Source organism: uncultured Tateyamaria sp. (genome assembly GCF_947503385.1).
GTDB lineage: Bacteria > Pseudomonadota > Alphaproteobacteria > Rhodobacterales > Rhodobacteraceae > Tateyamaria.
Window position 1 is genome coordinate 182081 of the sequence record NZ_CANNDO010000003.1, and the last position, 17545, is coordinate 199625.

At 60.5% G+C, this 17545-nt stretch carries 15 protein-coding genes; 7 read left to right on the forward strand and 8 right to left on the reverse strand.

Annotated features, from left to right (window positions below):
* Positions 1-278: 278 nt before the first annotated feature.
* Positions 279-1694, reverse strand: coding sequence for a cytochrome c peroxidase (locus Q1A85_RS11990; RefSeq protein WP_366140589.1), 1416 nt, complete (start codon positions 1692-1694; stop codon positions 279-281).
* On the opposite strand from Q1A85_RS11990, the gene Q1A85_RS11995 reads away from it, so the two are divergent.
* Both Q1A85_RS11995 and Q1A85_RS12000 read left to right on the forward strand, forming a co-directional pair.
* Positions 1590-2060 carry a tetratricopeptide repeat protein gene (locus Q1A85_RS11995; RefSeq protein WP_299689192.1) on the forward strand — a complete coding sequence of 157 codons (471 nt, stop codon included), beginning with the start codon at positions 1590-1592 and terminating at the stop codon, positions 2058-2060. The genes Q1A85_RS11990 and Q1A85_RS11995 overlap by 105 nt on opposite strands.
* Positions 2061-2641: 581 nt before the next feature.
* On the forward strand, positions 2642-4231 hold the full coding sequence (locus Q1A85_RS12000) for a calcium-binding protein (protein ID WP_299689195.1): 1590 nt from the start codon (positions 2642-2644) through the stop codon (positions 4229-4231).
* A gap of 415 nt (positions 4232-4646) precedes the next feature.
* On the opposite strand, the gene dctP is transcribed toward Q1A85_RS12000, so the two are convergent.
* From dctP to Q1A85_RS12030, 6 genes are all read right to left on the reverse strand, one after another.
* Complete coding sequence (gene dctP / locus Q1A85_RS12005; protein WP_299689198.1) at positions 4647-5705, reverse strand: TRAP transporter substrate-binding protein DctP; 1059 nt, start codon at positions 5703-5705, stop codon at positions 4647-4649.
* 32 nt (positions 5706-5737) lie between these two features.
* The gene (locus tag Q1A85_RS12010; RefSeq protein ID WP_299689201.1) at positions 5738-7210 is read right to left on the reverse strand and encodes a TRAP transporter large permease; all 1473 of its coding nucleotides are present in this window, start codon (positions 7208-7210) and stop codon (positions 5738-5740) included.
* A 1-nt stretch (position 7211) separates the two neighbouring features.
* Positions 7212-7796, reverse strand: coding sequence for a TRAP transporter small permease subunit (locus tag Q1A85_RS12015; RefSeq protein ID WP_299689204.1), 585 nt, complete (start codon positions 7794-7796; stop codon positions 7212-7214).
* 87 nt (positions 7797-7883) lie between these two features.
* Positions 7884-8393, reverse strand: a complete 510-nt coding sequence (locus tag Q1A85_RS12020; protein ID WP_366140583.1) for a flavin reductase family protein — start codon at positions 8391-8393, stop codon at positions 7884-7886.
* On the reverse strand, positions 8393-9283 hold the full coding sequence (locus tag Q1A85_RS12025; RefSeq protein WP_299689207.1) for an aldo/keto reductase: 891 nt from the start codon (positions 9281-9283) through the stop codon (positions 8393-8395). Before Q1A85_RS12025 ends, Q1A85_RS12020 begins: the two co-directional genes overlap by 1 nt.
* Entirely contained in the window at positions 9283-10437 is a 1155-nt protein-coding gene (locus Q1A85_RS12030) for an LLM class flavin-dependent oxidoreductase (RefSeq protein WP_299689209.1), read from the reverse strand. Before Q1A85_RS12030 ends, Q1A85_RS12025 begins: the two co-directional genes overlap by 1 nt.
* 107 nt (positions 10438-10544) lie before the next feature.
* Here Q1A85_RS12030 and Q1A85_RS12035 point away from each other — a divergent pair, with 107 nt between their 5' ends.
* Both Q1A85_RS12035 and Q1A85_RS12040 read left to right on the forward strand, forming a co-directional pair.
* Positions 10545-11255, forward strand: a complete 711-nt coding sequence (locus Q1A85_RS12035; protein WP_299689212.1) for a GntR family transcriptional regulator — start codon at positions 10545-10547, stop codon at positions 11253-11255.
* A gap of 21 nt (positions 11256-11276) precedes the next feature.
* On the forward strand, positions 11277-12392 hold the full coding sequence (locus tag Q1A85_RS12040; protein ID WP_299689215.1) for a Gfo/Idh/MocA family oxidoreductase: 1116 nt from the start codon (positions 11277-11279) through the stop codon (positions 12390-12392).
* On the opposite strand, the gene Q1A85_RS12045 is transcribed toward Q1A85_RS12040, so the two are convergent.
* Positions 12389-13414, reverse strand: coding sequence for a substrate-binding domain-containing protein (locus Q1A85_RS12045; RefSeq protein WP_299689218.1), 1026 nt, complete (start codon positions 13412-13414; stop codon positions 12389-12391). The genes Q1A85_RS12040 and Q1A85_RS12045 overlap by 4 nt on opposite strands.
* A 254-nt stretch (positions 13415-13668) precedes the next feature.
* On the opposite strand from Q1A85_RS12045, the gene Q1A85_RS12050 reads away from it, so the two are divergent.
* The 3 genes from Q1A85_RS12050 (at position 13669) to Q1A85_RS12060 (ending at position 17540) form a co-directional block, all read left to right on the forward strand.
* Positions 13669-15027, forward strand: coding sequence for an ABC transporter substrate-binding protein (locus tag Q1A85_RS12050; protein ID WP_299689220.1), 1359 nt, complete (start codon positions 13669-13671; stop codon positions 15025-15027).
* Positions 15028-15150: 123 nt separating this feature from the next.
* Positions 15151-16386: a sugar ABC transporter permease gene (locus tag Q1A85_RS12055; protein ID WP_299689222.1), complete on the forward strand. Its 1236-nt coding sequence runs from the start codon at positions 15151-15153 to the stop codon at positions 16384-16386.
* A complete protein-coding gene (locus Q1A85_RS12060; RefSeq protein WP_299689224.1) occupies positions 16386-17540 on the forward strand; it encodes a carbohydrate ABC transporter permease in 1155 nt (384 codons plus the stop codon). Before Q1A85_RS12055 ends, Q1A85_RS12060 begins: the two co-directional genes overlap by 1 nt.
* Positions 17541-17545: the final 5 nt, after the last annotated feature.

The following is a 17545-nucleotide window of genomic DNA, read 5'->3' on the forward strand; positions in this document are numbered from 1 at the left end:
ACGAAGGTTTCGACTAGACAATCCTGCGTTTGCGCGCGCGCAGAAATGTCAGGCCAGCCAACCCTGCAATCCGCTTGCCACCTGAGCATCGCGTTTGGCGAAAATCCAGATTCCACGTCGCCGACGGCTATGCCGGGATAGTCCGGCCATCTCGTTTTAAGAATAAACAACGCAAGCAATGCCAATGAAGCAGTTGAGATGCCCCCCAACTCTTCGGGACTGGTTGGTCGTTCAACGCAATCTCACGCAGCCGGTGGGGCGTGCCTTACCCAGGGTGCTCATGGCCGTTGCGCGTGATCGACAGGCAGGCCGCTCGGCACCGCATCGGGAATACCGAACAATCCGTCCCGCGCCGACTGACCTGTCAACGCGTGCAGGAACTGGACAATCGCATCGACCTCTGCATCGCTGAGAACCGTCGGCTGCACCTGAACGGCAGCCCGCTGGCGCGCCATCTCGCGCGGGTCCTGCCAGACCATGAAGTCGATGGCGGCAAGCCACGGAACTTCGGGCAGCGCTGCAACTTCTGGCTGCCACTGCGCCAAGGCTTGTTCCGGATTGAGATGGTGGCGCACGATCCCGTCCAGCGTCGGATAGGCCCCGTTGTGCCCATAAGGCGCCGTCAGCGCCACGTTGCGCAACATCGGCGTGCGAAACGCATAGGCATCCTCAAGTGCGTCGCTTTCGCCCATGCGCCCCACATCGCGCACCATCGGATCAAAGCGCCGCGTACGCCCGGGGCCAAAGGGCGGCAGGCCAAGGGCGTGAAAGCCCTGATCGCTCATCAGGGGGCCACTGTGACACCCCGCACACCCCGCCGCACCGAAAAACAGGTCCATTCCTGCCCGCTGCGCCTGTGTCAGCGCGGTCAGATCCCCGTTCAGATATGCGTCAAAGGGACTGTCGAGACTGGTCCACTCAAAAATCATGAAGGCGGACAAAGCATTCGCGATGTCGGCGATGGTGATGTCTTGGGGACCATTGATGTGATCATATGCTGCGGCAAAGGCTTTGGTATATTCAGGGATGTGCCGCACCCGGTCGGTGAGGATCGGCCAAGCGTAATCCATGCGGTTTTGAACCGCACCGGCAACTTCGTTTTCTTTGGGGTTCCCGGCCATTTCAAACTGCGCCACGAGCGGAAAGATCGCCTGAGCCGCCAGCAGGTTCTCCAGCCCTTCGGGCAGCCATTCCTCCGCCGGAGAGTTGAACCCGTTCTCAAAGGTGTCCGCAATGCTCAGCCGGCCGTCGTGGAACATCACATGCAGGTCCTTGGCCCCGAGGTTCCACAGACCCGGCGCGTTGCGTGGGATGCGCTTGCGAATGCGGTTGTCGCCGGTTCCGGCGGTGCGCTGCGGCCCAAGGCCAACGCCGCCTTCCCCGATGCCAAGGCTCAGCCCGTCGGCGGTTCCAAGATCGGGATGATGGCATGTGGAACAGGCAATGTTCCGGTTGCCCGACAGGATGCGATCATAGAACAGCAGTTGCCCCAGTTTGGCTTGCGCAGGGTCCGGGGTGATGAAATCATCCGCAGTCAGAGGACGCGGCAGATCGGTGGCAAAGGCCGGGGTCGCTGCAAGGAGTATGATATGCGTAAACTTGCCATAGCTCTTTGTTGGCTGGCGTTGCCAGCGTGGGCGGAGATCGAGGAGGCGCGCGACCTGATGGAAGCCGGCGCATATGAGGCCGCCTATGAGGCGCTGTGGCCTGCTGCCCGCTCCGGCAACGCCGACGCTGAGGAATTGATCGGGGTGATGTACGCCCTCGGGCTCGGGGTCGAGCGGGACGACGAGCGGGCCTTCGAGTGGTATTTGCGGTCCTCGATGAAGGGCCATCCCGGCGCGCAGAGCGGGGTCGGCTGGTACTACGAGGTGGGCCGTGGAATGCCCGCGCCGGACCTTGTGCGGGCCTATATGTGGTACACCCTGTCGGCCATCGGAGGCGACCCGGACGCGGCGATTTCGCTGGAAGAGGTGGTCAAGAAAATGACGCAGGATGAGATTGATCGGGCGCATATTCTGGTCGCTGACTACAAGGTGTGGATGTATCCGTTCCGGTGAGTTTGGCAGGGCTTGGGGCGTTTGAAAAGCGGGGAGAACAGGACCACGGATATCGGGATGTCCCACGCTGGGACACAAACCGGCCTGCGTGTTTTCAATGGGTTACAGAGACGGATTCACAATACGTTAATCTTTGCACCCAAAACAGAGGACGTTATACGTCACGCGTGTACGTATATTGGACGCATTTTTGCAGGTATGAACCAAAGGGTGGCTTCCAGCCCAAAGGAGACACTCATCTCGCACGCATGAGTTACCGCCGGGTGGACGACGCACACCTAGTAAGGCGTTAAGCAATACATGCAATTCGGCTGATTTTGAGCGAACGCTGAAAGAGTTTTTATCGTTATTCCGAGTCCAACTTTCGATCCATTCAAAAACACATCTTGTCAGAAAGTTGTCAAAGGCTTGGCGGCTCTTCGGGATGATCGCGATACGAATTCTATTTTTGCGGCTAGGCCCACCAGCCAAAGCAGAAATAATTGAGAAAGAAGTGAAAATTACCCCTGCTCTGGGTTGAATTTCACGCACAGGTGGTAAAACCTAGTGTGCACCAAATAACACCATGAGGGACTTAAGCCATGTACACGCCAGGAAATGATACTGAAACTGAGTTGGCAACAGTGGGTATGGGGCAGAATCACTTCTACGCCAAAGGTGGAGATGACACGATCGACCTAGACTTTGGGAGTATTGATCGTTTTTCGTACGGTCACCATGGACGCGGCGACAACGATGGCTCGAGTATTCGTGGGTCAGACACCTTTAATTTTGTAAATTTGCAGAATGTAGATCATGTCGTTGTTGGGCGGCTCGAGGATTTTGACCTCAGCAGGGATAAACTCAGAATTGGTAGCGACCTGATCGAAGAAAATGATCTACTGGCAGGTTCAGGAACAACCGGAGGATACAATTGGCGGATTGTAGAATACGATTCTGATACTCGTGATGATCAAACTGCTACACAGCAGTGGCTGTTGATTGATACGGGTCAAGGATATGTATTCTATGCATTGGAAGGTGCCCGCGTTACAGATGGAAATGGCGGGTCAAACTCTGGCGACCAAGAAAGCCACTTCGTCGGTGCGTCTTTGGGGCATCGCGTGACAGCATCCGAGCTAGCGTCGCTCGAAACTGTTGGATACATAGACCCACAAAACCATGTGCCGTTTGATTACTCTACACAAACGGGCATTACCTACATTGATGACGACAATCAGTATCTGGATTCCACCGATGTAATAGCACATGGCGTGGAGATGCACACGCATGACGATGATCCGAACGACCCGGCTACTTTCAACAACAATTTAACGTTGGATCTTACCGGCGATGATTTGATAGCTGCTGGGCTGAACGACGATGCCGTAAATGCTGGCGAAGGGAACGACACTGTTTGGGGTGGCAGTGGCAACGACACAATCAACGGCGGCAATGGAAACGATAGTTTGTCGGGAAATATTGGTGATGACAGCCTAATCGCCGAAAATGGCAACGACACGATTGATGGTGGTCACGGCAACGACTACGTCCAGGCAGGGACGGGACAGGATTTGGTGTACGGCGGTGACGGTAACGATTGGCTGTCCGGATGGGGTGGCCACGACACAATCTATGGCGGCAACGGCAACGACGCTTTGTTGGGCGGAAACAATGCCGATTCCCTCTTTGGAGAAGTCGGCGCGGATCGCCTTTTTGGCGAGGCTGGCGTTGATTTTCTGGACGGTGGTTCCGGCAATGACACACTGTGGGCAGGCAGCGAAAACGACACTGTGAACGGTGGCTCAGGCAACGACCTCGTACACGGGGATGCGCATGATGATATTGTGAATGGCGGTGCAGGTAATGATACCGTTTACGGTGATGGTGGGTTCGACACCATAAATGGAAATAGTGGTAATGACTTTTTGATCGGCGGCATGAACTGGGACGTTTTTGTTTTCAACGGTCAATTCGGGAATGACACGATCAACGATTTTGATGTCGCCAACAGTTTTGAAGTTATCGATCTTTCTGGTGTCTCTGAATTTACAAGCTTTACCGATCTGCAAAACAATCACTTGACGGAAGATGGTTCAGGAAACGCAATCATCGATGATGGAGCGGGCAACCAGATCACTTTGCTTGGCGTTAGCATGAATTCCCTAACAAGTTCCGACTTTATTTTCTGATACAAGCTCAGAATTGACTGGTGCGAACCTGGCCTTTGCGGATGGGTTCGTCCATGGCGCTTGAACCCAACTTTACTTTACGTGTTCGAGGTGCATCGGTCCAATTTGGCCGTGTATCGAACGGCTCTCTTCAGAGCGATATAAAACTGTCGTTGCTGAAAGGCTCGCGCTTTGCAACTTTGCAGTGTCCGCTTCCTGCGCATCGCTGACATTCGAGGCTACGCAGCATCGGTGACTTTGGGCTCGAAGCGGCCATCGGGTCAAACTTTGCAACCTCCCCTTCCCGCGCTGCGCAATCCAGTGGCGACGCGGCGTATCTATGGATCACGGCCCGCAAACCTAAGCGGCCAATGCCATGCAAAAGGCCGCCCCGGTCGGGGGCGGCCTTTCGTTGGGATGCGGGTCTTGATCCGCCTTAGTTCAGGTCGGCAGCCCGTGCGGCGTTTACGTCAGCCTCGGCGGCGGCGACCGCTTCGGTCAGGGCGGCGAGGATTTCGTCGCCGCGGGCCACGTTGGCGGTGAACCACTCGGAGACCGGTGCCGCGGCTGCGGCGAAGGCGGCCTTTTGGTCCGGTGTCGGCACATAGAGATCACCGCCACCGGCGACGAAGTCTTCGTAGGCCTGGATCGACTTGCGCTTGGGTGAAGCGAATGTCGCCTGTTGCAGCGCGTAGAAGCCATCGACCACCACGCGGCGCATGTCTTCGGGCATCGCCATGAAGTTCTCGTTCGACATCCACCACAGCGCGCCCATGTAGGCGTGACCATCGAGCGTGACGTATTGCAGGCCCGCATCGGGGAATTTCATGCCCATGATGTCGGTGATGCCGTTTTTGGACCCTTCAACCACACCGGTCTGGAACGAGGTGAAGAGTTCAGGCCACGGGATCGGGGTTGGGGACGCGCCCAGAGCCTTGACCAGTTCCTGCGGCAGATCGGCGACCACGGTGCGGATTTTCAGCCCTTCCATATCGGCAGGCTCGGCCACACGGCGCTGCGTGTTGGCAAAGTTGCGCCAGCCACCGGTGTTGCCGATGGTCATCAGGCGGATCGCACCACCGGAATCCTCAAGCGCCATGTCCCGCATCTTGCGGGTGAAGTCGCCCGACAGCACGTGTTCGGCGATACGGTCATCGGCCATCAGGTAAGGCAGATCGAGGACCTGCACGTAAGGAAAGATGCCCGACGCGCCACCGGAGGTGGAGATGTAGACGTCGATGGAGCCGTCGGCCACACCTTGCAGGCATTCCGCGCCGTTCGAGCACAGCTGTGTGCCGATGAACAGTTCCACGGCGATGGCACCGTTTGAGGCGGCCTCCACATAGTTTTTGAAGACGACGAGGCCGTCGTAATCCTCATCGTTGGTGTTGGAGTTGGCGGTGGCGCGGATCGTGTATTCCTGCGCGCTGGCCATCATTGCGGAACCGGCGACAAGTGCCGCGACCGCAAGGGATTTCGTCAAAGTCTTGAGCATTTGGATAGGTCCTCCCGTTTTTAACTCAAAGTCTAGTTCGCGAACCCCGTCAGGCGGGGGATCGTCATGGAAATGGCCGGAACGTAGGTGATCAGGAAGATCACCGCGATCTCGATGGCCAGGAATGGCAGGATGGCGCGGGCGATGGTCTCGACCTTTTCGCGGCTGACGGCGGCGGCCACAAAAAGCACCAGCCCCATGGGCGGTGTGGCGAGGCCAACGGTCAAGTTCACGCTCATGATGATGGCAAAGTGGATCGGGTCGACGCCGAGGTCGACGAAGATGGGCCCGAGGATGGGGCCGAGGATGATGATGGCGGGGCCTGCGTCGAGGAACATGCCGACGATGAACAAGAGCAGGTTGATCAGGAACAGCAGGACCAGCGGGTTTTCCGACAGGGTGAGGATGAAGTCGGCGAGGATTTGCGGGGCGTAGCTGAGCGACACCACGGTTTTGAACGCCAGCGCTGCCCCCACCAGCAGCAGGACCACCGCAGAGGTCAGGCCCGCGCGGCTGAGGATATCGGGCAGGTCCCGGAACGACATGGTGCGCAGGACAAAGAACGCCACGAAGATGGCGTAGGCCACGGCGACGGCGGCGGCCTCGGTCGGGGTGAAGACACCGCCGAGGATACCGCCAAGGATCAGCACGGGCGTTTGCAGGGGTACGATGGCGCGTTTGCAGATGGTGCGGAATTCCGGAGAGACTTGCGTGCGCAGGGCCAGCATCAGGGCGTGGGCCACCAGAACGGCGGCGATGAAGGTTCCCCAGAGCATCAGGGCCGAGCCTTCGCCCAGAGGCAGGAACGCCCAGAGCAAGAGGCCGATGTTCAGGCGCACAAGCGCAAAGGATGTCCAACGCTCCAGCGCGCCCAGTTCGACCCCGTCGAATTCGACCTTGTGGGCGGCGGGCAGGTCGTAGCGGTCTGCGGTGACGCGGATCATCACCATGAGACCGACGCCCACAAGCACCCCCGGCACGATGCCCGCAAGGAACAGGGCAGCGACGCTTTCGCCCATGACGTAAGCGTAGATGATCATAATGCCCGAGGGCGGGATGATTGGCCCGATCACCGAACTGGCGGCGGTGATGGCGGCGGCGTAGCGGCGGGTGTAGCCCTCTTTCTCCATCGCGGGCACCAGCATCGAGCCCAGCGCGGAGGTGTCCGCCACAGCTGACCCGGAAAGCCCCGCAAACAGGATGGAGGACAGCACGTTCACCTGTGCCAGACCACCGCGCAAATGCCCCATGAGGGCCTGCGAAAACTGCACAAGGCGGATGGTGATCCCGCCCTTGTTCATCAACTCTCCTGCCAGCATGAAAAACGGGATTGCCATCAGCGGAAAGCTGTCCATCCCGTTGTAAACATTACGGTAAAGCAGGGTGATGTCCTTTTCCTGACCATTCAGGTACAGCAGGATGCCCGGTGCCGCGAGCAGGCCAAAGAACACCGGCAACCCGATCATCAGGAACAGCAGGAACAGCGGCAGGAACCAGATCAGCATATCATTCGCTCCCCGCGGCCATATCGCCCAGATCGAGATCCGGCAGGCGGTCGCCGCCGCCCAGAAGGGTCACGATGCTGCGCAGGATCAATTCGACATTGACCATCAGCAGCAGCACCACGCCCACCAGCAGCGACAGCATCATCCAGCTGCGCGGCACCCGATACCAGCCGTCGAATGTGGGCAGGTACAGCGACGCGGTGGCAAAGCGCCCGCCAAAGCCGGTCACCTCGGAATAGCCAATGGGCAGGGCCACAATCAGAATGGCGATTGAAATGACCAGCAACAGCAAGCTCAGCAGCGCCGCCGCCGATTTGGGCAACAGGCCGGACACCATGTCGAGCGCCACAAACCCGCCGCGCCGGAACGCGGTCGGAGCCATGAGGCCCGTCATCCACAACATGCAGAACCGCGCGGCCTCGTCCGGCCAAGGCAGGGCGTTGTTGAAAAGATAGCGGGCGACAACCTGAATCAGGATGGCCACAACCATGGCTGCAATCGCCACGATCCCGATGCCCCGCCCGATCTTGAGCAGTGCGCCGTTCACCCAGCTGATCGGTGCAAGCACCGTCAGAATAGCGCCCATGAAGGGCCCTCCCATTGTCGGTCGCCCGGCAGTTTGTTCCGCCGTGGCCCATTGTCCGCTTTCACCCCGCGGGCGGGTCTTGGCGTCCTAGTCGACGCTGCCGAACTGGCCGGCGAAAAAGGTCAGAGGCTGGCCGTCGCGCATCTGCGTGCGCTGGACCTGACCGACGATGATCACGTGGTCTCCGGCCTCATGTGCTGCCACTCTGCGGCATTCGAACCGCGCAAGGCAATGATCAATCAGTGGGACGCCGTCGGCGTTTATCTCGTGCGGATGCTGGTCCAGCACATGGGCGTCGCGGGCGGTCAACTGGCAGAGATCCTGCTGTTCTGCCGCGAGCACGTGGATGGCGTAATGATCGGCTGCCTCGAAATACGGATAGCGCCGCGCGCCCTTGTCCACGGACCACAGCACCAGCGCCGGGTCCAGCGATACGGACGAAAAGCTGTTGGCCACGATGGCCACCGGGCCGTCCGCGCTGGGGGCGGTGATGACGGTGATGCCGGTCGCAAATTTGCCAAAGGCATCGCGCAGCTTGCGGCTGCTGTCGGCGTCCGGCGTGAAAATCGTTGGTTGCTCAGGGCTTTGCATTGTCATCAGGCCACCTCGTGTCCTAGGGCTGCCTCGTAGAGGCGGAACCATGTGGGTCGGTCGAGGGTCACGCGCGTGGCCTCGGCAATACGTTTGATCCGGTCGATGTTGTTGGTGCCCATCACCGGGACAATCCCTGCGGGATGTGCCAGTAGGAACGCGGTGGCGACGGCGGCGCGGTCCACCCCCTGCCCTGTCGCAATCTCGTCCAGCACCGTCTGCACCGGCCCGGTCCCGGTCATCAGATCGCCGCCGCCCAGTGGCGACCACGCCATGACGTGCTGGCCGTGACGCTGGTGGAATGCGAGATCACCATTGGTGAACGGGCTGATTTCGCCCAGCGAGACCTCAATCTGGTTGGTGACAAGCGGGGTTTTCATGCCCGATTGCAGCAACTCCCAATCATAGGGGCGAAAGTTCGACACGCCCACATGGCCGACCTTGCCGGAGGCCACCACCTCGTCCAGCGCCGCACCCGTTTCGTGGTGGTCCATGAACGGATCGGGGCGGTGGATCAGCAGCAGGTCGATATGGTCAATCGCCATATCGCGCAGCGAATTTTCAACCGATTGCAGGATGTGGGCGCGGCTGGTGTCATAATATTTGACCGGCGCGTCGGCATAGCGGCCCACGGGGGCCACGATATCGCATTTGGTCACAATCTCCATCTTGGCGCGCAGTCCGGTGTCGGCCCTGAGCGCCTCGCCCAAGATCGCCTCGGCCACGTAGCCGCCATAGATATCGGCCTGGTCGAATGTTGTGATGCCTTGGTCAAGGCAGGCGTGGATCTTGGCCTGCACGTGGGCTGTGGACGTGTCGGCGTCATCGCCCAACCGCCACATACCGTAGACGATGCGGGACATTTCGAGTTTCGGTGCGAGTGTGACGCGATCCATCAGCGGCGCTCTCCTGCGGCAAGGGGTGTGGCGGGGGCCGTTGCGGGCACCCGGCCATAAGCATGGGGCAGTGAGCAGGTTTTCAAGTGCGGCATGACGCGCGCGCCAAAATGTTTTGCCTCGTCGAGATGCGGGTAGCCGGAGAAGATGAAGGCGCGGATGCCCATCTTTTGGTAGTCTTCGATCTTGGACATGACCTGATCCGTTGAGCCGACAAGTGCGGCCCCGCAGCCCGACCGCGCCCGGCCCACGCCGGTCCAGAGGTTTGGTTCCACATAGCCGAACTTGTCCGCCAGTTCGCGCGCCTTGGCCTGATGCGCCACACCCAGCGAAGTGCTGTCCAGCGCGCGGTCGCGGATCAGTTGGCCGTATTCGTCGTCCAGTTTGGACACGATATAGTCTGCGTATTCGCGGGCCTCGGCCTCGGTGTCACGCACGATCATGTGCACGCGCAGGCCGTAATCCAGCGTGCGGTCGTATTTTTCGGCCACGGCGTTCACGTCGCGCATCCTCTGGGCAATGTTTTCGGTCGGTTCGGGCCACATCAGGTAGACGTCGCAGTGCTGGCCGCACAGTTCGAGCGCAGAGGGCGAATACCCCCCGAAGTAAAGCAGCGGCCCACCCGTCTGGTAGGGGCGCGCGGGGTCAGTGGTGAGGCCCGTGAAATTGTAGACCTCGCCTTTGTAATTGATCTCGTCGCGGGTCCAGGCCTGTTTGAGGATCTCGACCACTTCGCGCGAGCGTTGGTAGCGGTAGTCGCTGTCGGCCTTTTCGCCCGGAAAGTCGGACGAGATGATGTTCACCGTCAGCCGCCCCTGCAACATGTGGTCGAGCGTGGCGATGGTGCGGGCCAGCATGATCGGCTGCATCTCGCCGCAGCGCACGGCGGCCAGCAGGTTGATGCGGTCGGTGATCGGCGCGCAGCCCGCCACAAAGCTCAGCGTGTCCTGCCCCACCTGATAGGAGGACGGGCACAGGATGTTGCGAAACCCCTGCGCCTCGGCCTCGCGCACGATATCGGAACAATGCGCCCAGCTTGAGCGCAGATCGCAGTCAGGCACCCCGAGAAACTGGTAATCGTCCGAACACAGCGCAGAGAACCACGACACCTCGGCGGCATCCAGATCGGGGGACGTGATGGGGACGACGGTCATGTCCGTATGGACCTCTTCCTGAAACGGCAACTTAACACTTGCGTAGCATCCGCTTTGATGTAGATCAATAGTGTATCAATTTCCTTTCCATGTGTCTGTAACGCCACGTGACCGATCACGCCAACTTTCCGCAAGCGCTGCCGATCTACGTGCAGATCGCCGAGCTTTTGACCCGCGATATCGTCGCCGGGCGGCTTATTGACGGGGAACGTCTTGCGCCCGAACGGGACATGGCGACCGAGCTGGGCGTGAGTGTGGGCACATTGCGCAAGGCGCTTGGTATCATGGCCGACAAGGGTCTGGTCGAGCGTGTCCAAGGCTCCGGGAATTACATCCGGGCAAGCGGCGACACCGGCACGGTCTATGCGATGTTCCGGCTCGAACTGCTGGAGGGCGGCGGGTTGCCGCGGGCGCAGGTGCTGGACCTGACCGTGATGGCCAAACCGGGCGACCTGCCCGCCTTTGGCACCGCGGACCGGGGCACGCGCATCCGCCGCTTGCGGCGTCTGAATGAAACAATCATCGCGGTCGAGGAAATCTGGCTGGATGCGGATGCGGGACTCATCGACCAAGGGGTGATGTCCGAATCGCTGTATGCCACCTACCGCAAGTCGCTGGGCCTCTGGATCACCCGCGCCGAGGACCGCGTATCGCTGGGCCGCGTACCCGCTTGGGCCCCAGAGCCTTTCGGTCCGCGCCCCGGCGCAACGGTTGGCTATATCGAACGGTTCAGCTGGGCCGACCGCCCTGCCCCCATTGAATATTCGCGCACCTGGTTCGATCCGGGCACCGCAGTTTACGTCCAGAGACTGAAGTAAGTTAAGTAAGGAACGCCACAGATGGCAGAACACGTCCGTTACGGCATCATCGGCTGCGGCATGATGGGGCAAGAGCATATTCGCAATATCGCCCTGCTCGACGGGTGCAGCGTGGCCGCCTTTTTCGAGCCGAACGCCCCCATGGCCGCCGCCGCGCGGGCGCTGGTGCCGGACGCCTATGCCGCCGCATCGCTGGCCGACCTGCTGGCGGTCGAGGCGCTGGATTGCCTGCTGATCGTCAGCCCCAACCATTGCCACGTGGCGCAGATGCAAGAGATTGCCGCAACGCGCCCCCTGCCGATGCTGGTGGAAAAACCGCTGTTCACAGACCCCGCCGACGCGCAGGCGCTGGCCGCGTTCCGCGACAGCTACCCGGCGCCGATCTGGGTGGCGATGGAGTATCGCTATATGCCGGTGATCTCATCGTTTCTGGAGCGTGCGCCGGTTGAAACTGGCGGGATCACCCAAATCAGCATTCGCGAACACCGCTTTCCCTTTCTGGAGAAGGTCGGCGATTGGAACCGGTTCAACCGCTACACCGGGGGCACATTTGTTGAAAAGTGCTGCCATTTCTTTGACCTGATGCGGCTGGCGCTGGGGGCGGATCCGGTGCGGGTGATGGCGTCGGGGGGGCAGATGGTGAACCATCTGGACGAGGAATATGGCGGCGAGACGCCCGACATTCTGGACGCGGGGTTCGTGCTGGTCGATTTCGACAACGGTGCGCGCGCCATGCTTGAGCTGTGTATGTTCGCCGAAGGCAGCACCTATCAGGAAGAGCTGTCAGCGGTGGGGCCCGCAGGCAAGATCGAAGCCTTTGTGCCCGGCCCGGGCCGGTTCTGGCCGTCGCATCTGGGCGCGGCCCCGGTGGCAAAGCTGGTCAGTAGCCCGCGCGCGCCCAAAGGTCCGGTTGTCCACGACATTCCGGTTGATCCCACGCTGCTGGAGGCGGGCGACCACAACGGATCGACCTTTTATCAGCATCAAAGGTTCGCGGAACTGGTGCGGGGGACGCGGATGGCCCCCGAAGTGTCATTGGACGATGGCTGGGCCGCCGTGGCGATGGGCATCGCCGCACAGGAAAGCATCCGCACCGGTCAGGCCGTCGACCCGCGCCGCTGGATGTCCCCGCGCTAGTCCGGGCACGGTCCGGTGGATGCACCCACGACCAGTTCCGCCTCCCAGAGACAGGTGGCGGGTGCGCCGTCCGGGTTCTGGATGCGTTCGATCAGCATCTCTGCAAGGGCCGCCCCGGCGGCACGCACAGAGGACCGGGCGGCAGTGAACACAGGCGTGTCGGCCCCGTTTTGCAAATAGCTGAGGCAGTCGTCGAAGGTCGCGATGCTGACGTCCTGCCCGACGCGCAGCCCGCGCGCATCCAGCGCCCGGCGCACGCCCAGCGCGCTGATGATGGAGGAAATCAAAAACGCGGTTGGTGGCGCGTGATGCGCCAGCATCCGTTGCGCATTGCGAAACCCGTGCCCTTCGGTCATTTCGCCCGCCACCATCAATTCGGGGTCGATCGTGACACCGGCGTCCCGCATGGCATCCTCGAACCCGGCACGGCGGCGCATGGCGAAATCCATGTCCTCGTGCCCGTTGATCAGGGCAATGCGGCTGTGCCCAAGGTCGAGCAGATAGCGGGTTGCCTCCTGAAAGGCGCGGCGGTTGTTCACGTCGAGCCAGTCATAGGGCGTGTCAGTCCCGCTGGCCCGCCCGTGTACAACAAAGGGCAGGCCGATCTCGTGCAGGACCGGCAGGCGCGGGTCATTCATGCACGGCGCATGGACAACCACACCGTCCACCGCGCCGCGCGCCTTGAGATTGCGATAGGCCTCGGCCTCACCGTCTGCATCCACACGGGTCAGCATGGTCTCGTAGCCGTGGCGGGCATAGGTCTCGCCCGCGCCAGCCATGAAGTCCCCAAAGATCGGGTTCACCGTCTCGACCGAATGCTTGGCCGAAATCACGTGACCGATGCAGCGCGAATGGCCGGTGGCCAGACCCTGCGCCCGCGGGTTGGGACGGTAGTTATGCGTCTCTGCCGCCGCGACGACCCGCGCCCGCGTCGCCTCGCTGACCTCTGGATACCCGTTCAGCGCACGGCTGACCGTTGTCTGACTGAGGCCCAGCATCTGAGACAGTTCCTTGAGATTCACGAAAAGACCCGTTCCAAAGCGCTTTTACTGACGGTGGACGCTAGCCAATCCTGACCACAAGGTCAAAACCTTCTGCCCGGTCGGGGACGAATTGGCGAATCCCGGTCAAGTCGCACACAACGTTTGACTCGGGTGTCGTTTTGCGCGACGGTCAATCATTCCAAAGCGCTTTGGGGGAGATGGAATCAATCCAAGCGCGTATAGCCGGGGGAAGAGCCCGGCTGAATGGGACTGAATTTGGGAGGACGACCAAAATGAAAAACACTCTTCTGGCCAGCACAGCGGCCTTTGCGATGGTGGCATCGATGGCTTCGGCTGACGGCCACCTGACATTTGCGCCCGGCGAAGGGCCTTTCAGCTGGGACAGCTACAACGCATGGGCCGAAAACGCCCCTGACCTGAGCGGTCAGACTGTGACCGTGTTCGGCCCGTGGCTGACGCCCGAGGATGGCTACCTGAACAATGCGCTGGCGTATTTCGAGGAAGCGACAGGCGCTGACGTGATCTACACCGGCTCCGACAGCTTTGAGCAGCAGATCGTGATCGACGCCGAAGCGGGCTCTGCCCCCAACGTCGCGGTGTTCCCGCAGCCCGGCCTTGCGGCTGTGATGGCCTCCAAGGGTCAGCTGCATCCCCTGCCTGCCGGCATGGGTGACTGGGTTGCCGACAATTATGCGGCGGGCCAGTCGTGGGTTGACCTCGGCACCTATGCGGACGCGGACGGCAACGACCAGATGTTCGGCTTTTTCTACAATGTGAACGTCAAGAGCCTCGTGTGGTACAACCCCGAGAACTTTGAAGACGCCGGATATGACATCCCGGAGTCGATGGAAGAGCTGAAGGCCCTGACAGACCAGATCGTCGCCGATGGTGAGACCCCGTGGTGCATCGGTCTGGGGTCCGGTGCGGCAACAGGCTGGCCCGCAACCGACTGGGTCGAGGACATGATGCTGCGCACGGTTGATCCGGCTGTGTATGACCAGTGGACCACCAACGAGATCCCGTTTGATGACCCGCGTGTGATCGCCGCGATCGAAGAATTCGGCCACTTTGCCCGTGACGACGCGAAAGTGTCTGGCGGTGCCGGTGCGGTCGCCTCCACAGACTTCCGCGACAGCCCCAAGGGCCTCTTCACCTCGCCCCCGCAGTGCTACATGCACCGTCAGGCGTCGTTTGTGCCGGCCTTCTTCCCGGAAGATGTCGAGTTTGGTGTCGACACAAACTTCTTCTACTTCCCGTCCTATGCGGACAAGGATCTGGGCAACCCGGTTCTGGGTGGCGGCACGCTGATGGCGATCACCAACCCGTCGGATGCGGCCAACGCGCTGATGGAATTCTTCCAGCAACCGCTGAGCCACGAGATCATGATGGCGCAAACCGGCTTTTTGACACCGCACAAGGGCGTCAACACCGAAGCCTACAAGGACGACACGCTGCGCGCGCTGGGTGACGTTCTGCTGGGCGCGACCACGTTCCGCTTTGACGGCTCCGACCTGATGCCCGGTGGCGTTGGTGCGGGCACGTTCTGGACCGGTATGGTCGACTATGCCGGTGGCAAGGATGCCGCGGCTGTGGCCAGCGAAATCCAGGCCAGCTGGGACGCTCTGAAGTAATCCGCTTCCACTCACGAAGCCGATCCGCCCGCGCCTGACGCGCGGGCGGGTCCAAAAAACCCCGGTGCAAGACACGGGGTCCGAAGGCCACCCAAAAACGGCCTCAAATTCAGGGAGATTGCCATGGATGCCGCATTACTCGGGCTGACCACCATCATTGTGGGTGTTGGCGGGTGCATATTTTATTTCTACTTTTCGAACGTCGTGCTCGACAAGGTGATCTTTCCCGCCGAAGGGCCCGACGCAGGCCGGAATATCAACCGTGCCAATATGGTGCGTCCATGGCTGTTCCTGTTTCCCGCGATGTTCGCCCTTGGCCTCTACCTTGCTTATCCGGTGTTCGAAACGCTGCGCCTGTCGCTGACGGACAGGGACCAAGGCGGTGCGTTTGTCGGGCTGGCCAACTACAACCAGATGTTTGCCGAACCGAAATTCTGGGAAGCGCTGCGCAACAACCTGCTGTGGCTGATCGTGGTGCCTGCCGCATCGACCGCCTTTGGTCTGCTGGCGGCCCAGCTGACCGACCGGATCAAGTGGGGGGCAGCGGCCAAATCGCTGATCTTTATGCCCATGGCGATCTCGTTCGTGGGTGCGGGCGTGATTTTCAAGCTGGTGTACGAAGCGCGTCCCGCAGACCAAAGCCAGATCGGCGTGCTGAACGCCGTGTGGCTGCAATTTGACGGCGGGTTCGGATCGTTCCTGTTGCTACAGGCCCTGCCTGCACTAATCCTGCTGAGTTTTGCCGGGATCGTTGCCTATGTCGGCTGGATTTTTGTCCAGCCCATCGCCAACAGCCGCGAACGTGGCGGCGGTGCGGGCTTTGTCCCGCTGCGCCTGTTTGTGGGCGTTGCAGCGCTGTACCTTGTATATCTGTCGCTGTCGTCGCTGGTGGGTATCTTTACTTTTACCTACCCCTATGGCGAGCCGCAGACATGGCTGACCATCCCGTTCTGGAACAGCTTTTTCCTCATGGTTGTGCTGATCTGGATTCAGACCGGGTTCGCCATGGTGATCCTGTCGGCGGCCCTGCGCGGCATTCCCGAAGAAACGATCGAAGCGGCGATCATCGACGGCGCCAACCCGTTCCAGATCTTTTTCAAGATCAAGGTGCCGCAGATCATGGGCACCATTGTCGTGGTCTGGACCACAATCACCATCGTTGTCCTCAAGGTCTTTGACATCGTGTTCGCGATGACCAACGGCCAGTGGGAGACGCAGGTTCTGGCCAATTACATGTACGACAAAATGTTCCGCGCCAACGATTGGGGCGTGGGGTCCGCGTCGGCCATCATCATCATGCTGCTGGTGACGCCGATCCTTGTCTGGAACGTCTACAACGCCCGTAAGGAGATGAAATAATGGACAATATAGCTGGTTCCAAATCGTCCCTTGGCTGGGCCGTCAACATCTCGGTTGTGCTGCTTGTGGCGCTGTGGGTGTTCCCGACCTTCGGGCTGTTGGTGTCGTCGTTCCGCACCGCGGACCAGATTGTCGGCTCGGGCTGGTGGGCGTCGATGTTCCCCTCGGAACAGACCGAGCGTTTCCGCGCCTCCGACCCCGATGAGAACCGCGTGCAAAACGGCGATCTCTTTGTGGTCGAGGGCAATATCTTTGAAGAAAACGGTGGCGGCGGCGACATCCAAAGCTGGGGCACATCGTCCCGTGCGGTCGACGCCTACCAACCGGGCGATGTCGCGGACCTCGGCGATGGCGAAACGTTCAGCGTCGACGCCGACGGCAACTATACCTGGTCCGGCAACGAAGAGCAGATCAGCGGGCGCGGTCAACGTGCCTTTGTGACGGCGGTGTCCCCCCCGGAGTTCACGACCGAGAATTACGTGAACATCATGACCAGCGGCAACGATACCGACAATATGGCCAAAGCGTTCTTCAACACGCTGACAGTGACCATTCCGGCAACCATCATTCCCATCGTTGTGGCCGCATTCGCCGCCTATGCGCTGGCATGGATGGACTTTCCGGGACGCGCGATCCTGATCGCCTGTGTAGTGGGTCTGCTGGTGGTGCCGCTGCAACTGGCGCTGATCCCGCTGCTGAAACTGCATGTCGGGATTGGCATCGGCAAAGGCTATCTGGGGGTGTGGCTCGCCCATACCGGCTTTGGCCTTCCACTGGCGATATACCTCTTGCGAAATTACATGGTTGGCCTGCCCCGGGACATCATCGAAAACGCCAAGGTGGACGGCGCGACGGATTTTCAGATCTTTACCAAGATCATCCTCCCTCTGTCGTTCCCCGCCTTGGCGTCCTTTGCAATCTTCCAGTTCCTGTGGACGTGGAATGACCTGCTGGTGGCCAAGGTGTTCCTGATTGACGCCACGGGGCAGACCACAGTGATGACCGACCAGATCGTGAACTTGCTGGGGACCCGTGGTGGCAACTGGGAAATCCTCGCGACGGCAGCGTTTGTGTCCATTGCGGTGCCGCTGTGCGTCTTCTTTGCAATGCAGAAATATCTCGTCCGCGGTCTGCTGGCCGGGTCGGTGAAATAGGAAAC

What these genes read in the sequence shown, in the direction of transcription:
- Q1A85_RS12010 (WP_299689201.1), bottom strand. Translation starts at nt 7,210, where the DNA reads ATGCTGATCTGGTTCCTGCCGCTGTTCCTGCTGTTCCTGATGATCGGG.
- Q1A85_RS12000 (WP_299689195.1), top strand. Translation starts at nt 2,642, where the DNA reads ATGTACACGCCAGGAAATGATACTGAAACTGAGTTGGCAACAGTGGGT.
- Q1A85_RS12020 (WP_366140583.1), bottom strand. Translation starts at nt 8,393, where the DNA reads ATGACAATGCAAAGCCCTGAGCAACCAACGATTTTCACGCCGGACGCC.
- Q1A85_RS12025 (WP_299689207.1), bottom strand. Translation starts at nt 9,283, where the DNA reads ATGGATCGCGTCACACTCGCACCGAAACTCGAAATGTCCCGCATCGTC.
- dctP (WP_299689198.1), bottom strand. Translation starts at nt 5,705, where the DNA reads ATGCTCAAGACTTTGACGAAATCCCTTGCGGTCGCGGCACTTGTCGCC.
- Q1A85_RS12040 (WP_299689215.1), top strand. Translation starts at nt 11,277, where the DNA reads ATGGCAGAACACGTCCGTTACGGCATCATCGGCTGCGGCATGATGGGG.
- Q1A85_RS12030 (WP_299689209.1), bottom strand. Translation starts at nt 10,437, where the DNA reads ATGACCGTCGTCCCCATCACGTCCCCCGATCTGGATGCCGCCGAGGTG.
- Q1A85_RS12055 (WP_299689222.1), top strand. Translation starts at nt 15,151, where the DNA reads ATGGATGCCGCATTACTCGGGCTGACCACCATCATTGTGGGTGTTGGC.
- Q1A85_RS12015 (WP_299689204.1), bottom strand. Translation starts at nt 7,796, where the DNA reads ATGGGCGCTATTCTGACGGTGCTTGCACCGATCAGCTGGGTGAACGGC.
- Q1A85_RS11995 (WP_299689192.1), top strand. Translation starts at nt 1,590, where the DNA reads ATGCGTAAACTTGCCATAGCTCTTTGTTGGCTGGCGTTGCCAGCGTGG.
- Q1A85_RS12060 (WP_299689224.1), top strand. Translation starts at nt 16,386, where the DNA reads ATGGACAATATAGCTGGTTCCAAATCGTCCCTTGGCTGGGCCGTCAAC.
- Q1A85_RS12050 (WP_299689220.1), top strand. Translation starts at nt 13,669, where the DNA reads ATGAAAAACACTCTTCTGGCCAGCACAGCGGCCTTTGCGATGGTGGCA.